This is a genomic window from Pseudomonas sp. B6002 (assembly GCF_013385985.1).
GTDB lineage: Bacteria > Pseudomonadota > Gammaproteobacteria > Pseudomonadales > Pseudomonadaceae > Aquipseudomonas.
In genome coordinates this window covers 1-542 of sequence record NZ_JACAOY010000032.1, presented here as the reverse complement: position 1 = coordinate 542, position 542 = coordinate 1, and the positions used below count along the sequence as shown (strand labels likewise).

Below are 542 nucleotides of genomic sequence, written 5' to 3'. Positions count from 1 at the left end.
GGGCTGAAGAGCACGTCTTCGCTGCGCTGGCCGGTCATCAGGCTGCTGAAACTGAGCGACTCGCCCCACAATTTGAACGGGTACAAGTAACTCACCGTCGCGGTGTATTTGCGGTAGCGCGCATCCGGCTGGCCCGGGCGCGGGTTGTGATTGGCCTGGGCGTCGAACGCGCCGATGCCGTCCTGCATGCCCAGGTCGATGTTGAGGAATGAGCCGCCAATGCGTCGGCCATGGTTGATGCCGAACTGCGCTTCGCTCAAGCGGTTGCTGCTCAGGGCCAGCTTGCTGTCTTCGATGAAGTTGTTGGTGCGCAGGTAAGCTACGCCGGTGCTCAAAGAGGTCTTGCTCAGCGAGTCGCGGTGGATCACCCGTTCCAGGCGCAACTGGTGGTTCTGGCTGTCGCCCGATTGCTTGAAGTTGAAGTTGCTGGCCTGGGCCAGGGAGCGGTACTCGGACTCGCTGTAGGTGTAATTGAGGTTCCACCAGCCAAAGGGCAGGTTGTAATTGAGCATCGAATTGCGCGAGGTTTTCTGGTGGTCGCT

The 542-nt window shown here is 60.1% G+C and carries 1 protein-coding gene; it reads right to left on the bottom strand.

From position 1 onward, the window contains the following. Positions 1-542 (bottom strand): ShlB/FhaC/HecB family hemolysin secretion/activation protein (locus HX792_RS27950; protein WP_218172832.1); only part of this gene is annotated, 542 nt, incomplete at both ends.